General features: G+C 69.1%; 8 protein-coding genes and 1 pseudogene. 8 read left to right on the top strand and 1 reads right to left on the bottom strand.

The annotated features are described in order from the left end of the window. The coding region (locus tag VFW79_RS12355; RefSeq protein ID WP_329677590.1) for a helix-turn-helix domain-containing protein at nt 1-670 on the bottom strand (670 nt) is incomplete at its 3' end. Between the two features lie 64 nt (nt 671-734). Here VFW79_RS12355 and VFW79_RS12350 point away from each other — a divergent pair. From VFW79_RS12350 to VFW79_RS12315, 8 genes and pseudogenes are all read left to right on the top strand, one after another. Beyond that, a complete protein-coding gene (locus VFW79_RS12350; RefSeq protein ID WP_329677589.1) occupies nt 735-1,385 on the top strand; it encodes a flavin reductase family protein in 651 nt (216 codons plus the stop codon). Nucleotides 1,386-1,866: 481 nt separating this feature from the next. Beyond that, a complete protein-coding gene (locus tag VFW79_RS12345; RefSeq protein WP_329677588.1) occupies nt 1,867-2,241 on the top strand; it encodes a hypothetical protein in 375 nt (124 codons plus the stop codon). A 283-nt stretch (nt 2,242-2,524) separates the two neighbouring features. Next, nucleotides 2,525-3,895, top strand: a complete 1,371-nt coding sequence (locus VFW79_RS12340; RefSeq protein ID WP_329677587.1) for a PAS domain-containing protein — start codon at nt 2,525-2,527, stop codon at nt 3,893-3,895. Nucleotides 3,896-4,270: 375 nt separating this feature from the next. Next, a complete protein-coding gene (locus VFW79_RS12335) occupies nt 4,271-5,539 on the top strand; it encodes an ATP-binding protein (protein WP_329677586.1) in 1,269 nt (422 codons plus the stop codon). Between the two features lie 364 nt (nt 5,540-5,903). Continuing rightward, the gene (locus VFW79_RS12330) at nt 5,904-6,866 is read left to right on the top strand and encodes an ice-binding family protein (RefSeq protein WP_329677585.1); all 963 of its coding nucleotides are present in this window, start codon (nt 5,904-5,906) and stop codon (nt 6,864-6,866) included. A gap of 11 nt (nt 6,867-6,877) precedes the next feature. Continuing rightward, on the top strand, nt 6,878-7,561 hold the full coding sequence (locus VFW79_RS12325) for a class F sortase (RefSeq protein ID WP_329677584.1): 684 nt from the start codon (nt 6,878-6,880) through the stop codon (nt 7,559-7,561). Between the two features lie 125 nt (nt 7,562-7,686). Further along, nucleotides 7,687-8,166 (top strand): hypothetical protein, encoded by a 480-nt coding sequence (locus VFW79_RS12320; protein ID WP_329677583.1) that lies wholly within the window; start codon nt 7,687-7,689, stop codon nt 8,164-8,166. Between the two features lie 38 nt (nt 8,167-8,204). Then, nucleotides 8,205-8,495, top strand: a pseudogene (locus VFW79_RS12315) (VOC family protein); the annotation flags it as partial. Between the last annotated feature and the right edge of the window lie 70 nt (nt 8,496-8,565).

Here is an 8,565-nt window from a genome sequence, read left to right as displayed (position 1 = left end):
CGGAGAGGGTCTTGCTCGGCAGGAGTTCGGCGAGCCGTTGTCGGCCGTCGGAAGTCAGGCGTATGGCGCGGCCGCTGTCGGGTCGTTGCAGCCACCCGAGGTCGAGCAGGCGGCGCGTGAACGCCGCCGGCAGCGCCCCGGCGACGTGGTGGCGACGTTCGGTCCAGTCGAGGCATGGTCGGACGATGGGCCGGTGCCGAGACGGAGTTATCACGAGGTTGAGTGGGGCTAGGGGCGCGAGGTCGCCGAGGGCGAGTTCGGGGCTGAGCACGCCGGCGGCGACGAGCGTGTCGGTGACGCGGACGCCGAGCTGTCCAGCGAGATGGTCGTAGCAGGTGCGTCCGGCTCGCAACCGCTCCCCCGCCGCGGCTTGGCGCAGTGAGCGCACCGGAACGGGAGCCGCGAGCACGCTGAGCGCCTCGACGGCCGCCGCGACGTCGGCGCCGGCGAGGTGGTAGTAGCGGTGCCGCCCTTGTGCGGTCACTTCGACCAGTCCGCCGGTGCGGAGCCGGTTGAGGTGCTCGCTTGCCGTCGAGGCGCTGACTCCGGCGAGCCGCGCAAGTTCCCCCGCCGGGCGAAACCGCCCGTCCAGCAGCGCCAGGCACATTGCCGCGCGGGCGCGGTCGGCCAGTAAGGCTGCCACGCCAGCGACGTCTGCGTCCCCGGTCATGACCCAATGCTAGGAGGCGTTCATTTCGGCGTCGGCCGAAACGTCTGACACCGATGCTGGCTACATGACCTCATCTCTCCCGGAAGGGCAGCCTGCAACGGCAACAATCGAGCCGGGTCTGCGGCACGTGACGATCGAGCCGTCCGTGCTGTACTTCGGCACACCGGTTGCGCTGATCAGCACGCTCAACCCGGACGGCACTGCGAACCTCGCTCCGATGTCGTCGAGCTGGTACCTCGGCAACACCGTGGTGCTGGGCTTCGGGGACACGGGCCAGACCCTTCCAAATCTGCAACGCTGCCCCGATCTGGTGATCAACCTGCCATCGGCGGCGCAGCGGGCAGCCGTGGAACGACTCGCGCCGTTGACCGGCCGCTACCCGGTGCCCGACGACAAACGTGAACGGTTCCGTTACGAACCGGACAAGTTCCGAGCAGCCGGGCTCACCGAGCAGCCGAGTGACCTCGTCCAAGCGCCCCGCGTCGCCGAATGCCCGGTGCAACTGGAAGCCACCGTCACGGGCATCCACATGGCGGCCGAGGGAGGATTCGCGATCGTCGAAGCCCGCGTACTCCAAGTTCACGTGGCCGCCGATCTCGTGATTCCTGGCACGAACTATGTCGACACCGGCCGCTGGCAACCCCTGTTCTACGTGTTCCGCCACTACTTCAGCACCGGCCCCGACCTCGGCAGCAACTTCCGAGCCGAACAATAATCGGACGTCCCAACCGTCACTGAGGATCAGCTACCGGAACACTCTGGCTCAACCCACAGCGTCGATAGGACTTGTCGGTGATCCAGAACGGCGACGCTTGTCGGGTCTTCGTCTGCGGGACGCTGACCTTCGCCTGGGACGTGTGTCGGCGACGAGATCGCAACTGGCGCGCCCACAACTTAGCGGTCGATAGGTGATGTCAGGGGCGCTCCTTCGACAGGCAAGCAGTCACGCCCCGAGGCCGTGCCGACACGAACGCACACGATCGGCCCTAGCTTCTCGCTGAGGCAGCTGTGAAGCTCCGAGCGTGGAGATCAGGCATCAGCGCTTCGTGCGCAGCGCGCTGACTCCCGCCGAAGCATCCGAGCTCGAACAGGTGGACGAACTCGCACTCGAACTCCGCGAGCACTTGGAGAGCAATGCAGCCGCGATCGACCTCGTGCACATCCACCGGGCGCAAAGCAGTGCCGTCCAACTGATCGTGTCCTCGCTCCTGAAGGAGCACCTCGGATTCCGCGAGGAGGTCGTCCTCACTCCGAGTGACGGGTTCGTCACCCACGCTCGACCGGACTTCGTCTACGCCCTCGGCCCAGGTCGCGGGATCCTCGCCGAGGTCGAGCGCGGCGGCACGACGACCAACAACCACGACCTCAAGGACCTCTGGAAGACGCACATCGCCCCTGACGCCCAGCACCTGTTCCTCGTCGTCCCCAACGCCAACTGGAACGAGGCCGGCGCCGCGCGCGAACATCCCTTCGCCCGGGTCCTCGTGCGCCTCGGGTCGTTCTTCGGAGACCAGCGCCGCGAGATCGACGTCGTCAGCCTGCACGTCTTCGGCTACGGCCGGGCAACGTAACCATGCTCACCAACTGCCGGAGACGGGTGGCAGTTCTGGTAGCAGTTCCACTCCGGACGCCCAACGCTAGTGCCCGTGACCTGCAGGTATGCACGAGGGGGCCCTTCGCCATGATCAGGTGCGGGGAACTCGGTGAGACATGGTGGCTCCCACGCTGGGGCCGAACGAGGGCGCGATTCACCCGCTTGACGTCACCGTCCGGCTGAGAGCGACGGCGGTGGTGGTGCACCATGGACGGGCACCTGGCCGAACGACGCCGGCGGACCTGCGAGAGGACCCCCCAGTGACGTACCCAGCCGCGACCAACCCGGACCGGGTTGTGGGTGTCGACGAACTGTTCTTCTCCACGACGGACCGCAAGGGCATCATCGCGAGCGCGAACTCCGTGTTCGTCGCGCTGTCGCACTACTCGCGCTCCGAGCTCCTCGGTGCGCCGCACAACATCATCCGCCACCCCGACATGCCGGCCGGTGCGTTCACGATCATGTGGGATCGGTTGCTCTCAGGTCGGCCGATGGTCGCCTACGTGAAGAACCTCGCCAAGGACGGCTCGGCGTACTGGGTCTTCGCGACGATCACACCGCTGGGCGACGGGTTCCTCTCGGTGCGCGGGGCGATCTGCCGCCCCGACCTGTGGGAGATCGTCAAGGGCGTGTACGAGAAGGTCCTCGCGATCGAGAACGCAGCGCGCGAGCAAGGCCACGGCAGGCCGGCCGCCGCACGGATCGGCGCGGCGGTCATCGCCGAACAGCTCGCGGGACTCGGCTTCCCGGGATACGGCGACTTCCTGCGCTACCTCCTGCCCGCCGAGGTGTCCGCACGGGCCACGCTCTCCCAGCTCTCGGCAGAGCGGCCCGACGTGCCCGGAGGGCTTGGCGCACTCCTCGGAGCGACACACACGCTCGACGTCGAGCTGTCATCGCTCCTCGTCCTGCTGGACGGCTACCTCGACCTGGCCGCCAGCCTCAGCGCTGCCTCGAAGGACGCCATGACGACTCTGGCAGGCCTGAGCGCCTCGACCGGCTCGGCGTCCCGCGCGTCTGCGATCGTCGCGGACCGCGCCCCCGTGCTCACCCGCACCGCCTCAGCGATGTCGAGCGTCTCCGATGAGCTGGGAGCCAAGATCCGGGCCCTCGCGCTGCGACTGGAGGACGTGCACGGCTGGGTCATGGAGCTGCGCTTCCGGATCGCGCTGGCCCGGCTCCACAACGACATGGCGACATCGTTCGCCGTCGAGGTCGCGGAGGGTCGGGCGTCACCCGAAGGCATCAGCTACGTCCCCCTGCTCTGTCGTGCGCTCGAGGAAGGCACCGAGGCCGTCACAGCCTCGCTGACCGGCACGAGCGGCGCCCTGCGAGAGGTGGCCGAGCAGGTGATCGCCGCCGAGAAGCAGCTGAACGACTTCCAGTACCTGCTCGCGAACTGGCGTCTGCTCGTGACGCGCGCCGGGAAGTCGACCGAGCTCGGTGGGCACGTGGGACCCATCGACGTCCAGCAGCGCGAAGGACGCGAGCAGATGGGCGCGATGCGGGACCTCGCGGCGCGCTGCCTCGCCGAGGCCCGGCCGTACGATCCCGCGAGGCTTCGCACGCCGGTCTCGCTGCTCTCGCAGGCAAGCGCCGAGCTGTCCGGGACAGGTTCGAGCGCGGTCTGACTGGCCAGGTCGAGGCTGCGTCGCGAGGACGCGACCGTGCCGCCACCAACGCCTCAGCGCTGGTCGGCCACCTGCGGTGCGCCCCACGGCATGCCGCGCGCCATCATGAGGGCACGGAGCGCGTCACAGCCGGCAGCGCCGATGCCGTCCCACGTCGAGACCGCCACCATGCCTCGCTCTCCGCGGAGTTGCTCTGCTCCGTTGTCGGTCGGCGCGCCGCCGTCGCTCTGCTCCAATTGCCGGGGCGCCAGCGCAGCAACTTCATGCGAAGCCCGAGGCGGCGAGAACCCCAACTCAACGAGATCAGGGGTTCAATACCCTCGAAATCAGGGGTTCAGGGTCCGCGAGAAAGGGACTTCACGCTACGCTCGGACCATGGATCTGCCCCAAGGCCTGGTCGAGCGACGCATCCTCCGCATCGTGCTGGACCGCCTCACAGACGAGCCGGTCATCCTTCTGGAGGGACCGAGAGCCGTCGGGAAGTCCACCGCACTGCGGACACTCGCCGAACACCTCAACGGAGAGCTCCTCGATCTGGACGATCTCGCAACCCGCGATGCCACGCTCACCGACCCGACCACGATGATCGCCTCCAGCGGGCTGACCTGCATCGACGAGTACCAGCACGCACCGGCCGTCCTCGATGCGATCAAGGCGCAGCTCAACCGGTCGACACGGCCGGGCCAGTTCATCCTCACGGGGTCGGCCCGACACGAGTCCCTGCCGGTAGCCGCGCAGGCGCTGACCGGTCGGCTGCACCGCATGGCGATCTACCCGCTCGCACAGAGCGAGCTCGAGGGGACGGCACCCGATCTGCTCGCTCGACTGTTCGCAGAACCGGAGGTGGCGATCACGGGACGGCCGTCATCGACAAAACGCGAGGACTACATCGCGCGCCTCGCTCGCGGTGGGTTCCCCCTGGCCCTGGCGCGGCACACGGAGCCCGCCCGCAACCGGTGGTTCGACGACTATGTCCGCCTGACGCTCGAGCGGGACGTCCGCGAGCTGAGCAAGGTGCGTCAGGCGCGCGCCCTGCCAGCCCTCCTCCAACGCCTGGCCGGACAGACCGCACAGGTCCTCAATGCAACGACCGCAGCGAATGACGTCGGGATCGATCCGCACACGGCCCGGGACTACATCCGGCTCCTGGAGAGCGTCTTCCTGATCTACCTCCTCCCTGCCTGGGGTACGACGCTCACCAGCCGTTCAGCCAACGCCCCCAAGCTGCACGTCCTCGACTCAGGAGTCGCTGGACGACTCCTGCGACTCACCCCCGACAAGCTCGCCCGCCGCGACGCGACATCCCTGACGGAGTTCGGTCACCTCCTGGAGACCTTCGTCGTCGGCGAGCTGCTCAAGGAGGCGTCCTGGATGGACGGGATCGCCGGCGCCGGCCACTGGCGCACCTACGACAGACACTCGGTCGACCTGGTCGTCGAACGTGACGACGGCGCCGTGGTCGCGTTCGAGATCAAGGCCGCCGGACGCGTGCCCGGAGATGACTTCCGTGGGATGCGCAAACTCCGCGACACGCTCGGCGACGCCTTCATTGCCGGCGTCGCGCTGTACACCGGTGAGCGGGCGTACACCCACGAAGACCGGCTGCACACCGTTCCGATCGACCGACTCTGGTCGGAGCCGTAGGTCCGGACAACTGCCTGCCCCGCGGCAAGCGGGTCGATGTCGACGTCACGCCACGGCATCTGACGGCGGTCGAGACGCGGCCCCGGTCCCACGAGGACGTCGAACCGCAGTGGACAGGTTCCGGATCAGCCAGGTCTGCCGGGTGCGGCCGCGGGGCGAGAGTCTGGACCGGCCGGTAGAGTCAAGCGCTATAGGGCGCATGTTCGAGCGCGGGAAGGGGCCTGTCAGCGCCGAGTTCCCTCGAACTCGTCAGGTGTGATCCCGATCCACCGTGGCCGACGCGCGAGCCATCAGATCAGAAGACTTCGCTACGCCGCGTGCACCGCGTTCGGTTTCACGCGGGTCGGACCACGGAGGATCAAAGATGAAGCGCTCCAGGTTCCAGACGAACGCGAGAAACGCGCGATTCGGTGTCGCCTCCGCTGCAGCACTGGCGCTGCTGGTGGCGCTGCCGGCAACAGCTCAGGCGGCGGCCACCGCTGTGCCCCTCGGTACCGCCGACAGCTTCGTGGTCCTGGCGGGCACGCTCATCAGCAACACCGGCGCGACCACGCTCAGTGGTGACGTGGGGCTCTCCCCGGGCGCCGCCGACGCGATCACCGGATTCAGCACGGTGACACAGCCGACCGGCACCGTCCACGCCGCCGATGCCGTCGCTCTCGGCGCCCAGGCTGATCTCACCGTCGCCTACCTCAATGCCGCGGGTCAGTCGCCTGCTACTGCGCTCCCCACCGAGCTGGGTGGCTCGACACTTCTGCCCGGTGTCTACAGTTCAGGCACCTTCGGCATCACCAACACGCTCACGCTCGACGCCCAGGGTGACCCGAACGCGGTGTTCGTCTTCACTGCCGCCTCCACGCTCATCACGGCATCGGACAGCAACGTCGCCCTCATCAACGGCGCCCAGGCCTGCAACGTCTTCTGGCAGGTCACGAGCTCGGCCACGCTCGGTAGCGGCTCACACTTCCTGGGAACCATCCTGGCGCTGACAAGCATCACCCTCAACACCGGTGCGACCGTTGAAGGCCGGGTCCTGGCCCGCAACGGCGCCGTGACGCTGGACGCGAACACCATCACGAAGCCGACGTGCGCGGCCGCTCCTGCGCCGACGTCGACCCCGACACCCACCACCACCCCGACACCCGCGCCCAAGCCCACGCCGACGCGACAGGTCGCGGCGGTCCCCGCGGGGGCGGTCTCCACGGGTGATGGCAGCACCGCGGCCGGCACGAGCACTGCTCCGGCAGCGGCCATCGGCGCGCTGGCGATCGCGACGATCGCCGGGGTGACCGTGGTTGTCGTTCGGCGTCGCCGCCTCGACAGCTGACTCCGCACCGCATGCGCCACCACACCGAGCGGCTCTCGCCGCGTCACACCGGCGCTCGGGTGGTGGCGCGCGGCGTCCTGATCGCTGCAATCACCCTCGCCGTCGCCGGCTGCTCTGGTCCGGCGGACACCGGGCCGTCGGCGGCGCTTGTCGGTCCGAGTGTCCTGTCGCCGAGCGCCCCCTCCCCGAGCGTTGCCGCGCCAAGCGTCCCCACGCCGACCCCGGTCGAAGCCCCCCACCTGGCCAAGTCCAAGCCCGTACGCCTGCAGATCCCGGCGATCGGGGTGGACTCCCCACTGATGGACCTCGGGCTGAAGGCCGACGGGACGATGGAGGTTCCGCCGAGCGGATTCCCCGCCGGTTGGTACACCGGTGCACCAACTCCCGGTGAGCTGGGGCCCGCGATCATCGCGGGGCATGTCGACTGGAAGGGGCCCGGCGTCTTCTACCACCTGCGCAACCTGAAGCCCGGCGACACTGTCTCCGTCACGCGCGAGGACGGCAGCATCGCCGCGTTCCGAGTGACTCGGGTCGAGCAGTTCGCCAAGGACACGTTCCCCACTGATCTGGTCTACGGCAACATCGACGTCGCCGGACTACGACTGATCACCTGCGGTGGGTCGTGGAATGCGCAGACGCATCACTATGACGACAACATCATTGCGTTCGCCGATTTCGTCCCACCGGGGTCGTAGTCGCTCGGGCAAGCGCCGCGACTCACTGCCGGCGGGCAGACTGAATCCCGTGATGCCGGAACTGGGCGACGAGGGCATCCATGCGATGACCGTCTCGTCTGCGCGATCACTCACAGGAGGCCAGCGTGGCTGATCTCACCGGGGCATACGTCGCCGTCGTCGGGCCCGACTCCGCGGCGACGCCCGACGACGTCGCGACCGCAACGCAGATCGCCGAGGCGCTGGCCCGCGCCGGCGCGACGATCGTCACCGGCGGGATGGGCGGCGTCATGCGCGCGGCCGCAGAGGGTGCCCGGCGGGCCGGCGGGATGAGCCTCGGGCTGCTGCCGGGGTCGGACCGGGCATCCGGCAGCGCGGAGCACACCGTGCTGGTGCCCACCGGGCTCGGCGAGCTGCGGAACGCCCTCGTGGTGCGGGCCGCCGACGTCGTCGTCGCCGTCGGAGGCTCGTGGGGGACGCTCAGCGAGATCGCCCTCGCGGTACGGACCGGCATGCCGGTGGTCACCGTGGGCGGCTGGCACCTTCCGGCGCCCGGCGCCATGGTGGCCGCCGACGCGTCCGAGGCGGTGCGGCTGGTCCGGGAAGCCGTCGCCCGGCCGACCTGAGCGGGACAGCGCAGGATGAAGCACGGCCTGACCTCGAGCCGTCAGGCGATCACCGCTGGCTCACCGTCGTCGGACCGGGCGAGCCGGACGGCGTCGAGCTGGTCCTCGAGCCGGACGCACACCCGGCCGCGCGCGTGTTCAAGGCAGCATTGGTGGCCGACGGCATCCCGTTCACGTCGTTCGGCGTCGACGACGCGCGCGCCGAGCACGCCCGGCTCGTCGCGCTCGGCGTGCGGTTCACCCAGGAACCGCTCGAGCTGGGGCCGATGGTGACCGCGGTGCTGGACGACACGTGCGGGAACCTCATCCAGATCGCGTCGATGGCGTAGGCGGCGGCCGGTTCAGCCGCCACCCGCCTACTCCTGCCGGATGACGTCGACCGAGATCTCGACCGCCGGG

Origin of the sequence: Cellulomonas sp. (assembly GCF_036279715.1) — a bacterium.
In the GTDB taxonomy this organism is placed as follows: Bacteria; Actinomycetota; Actinomycetes; order Actinomycetales; family Cellulomonadaceae; genus Cellulomonas_A.
This window is presented reverse-complemented; position numbering and strand designations above follow the sequence as displayed.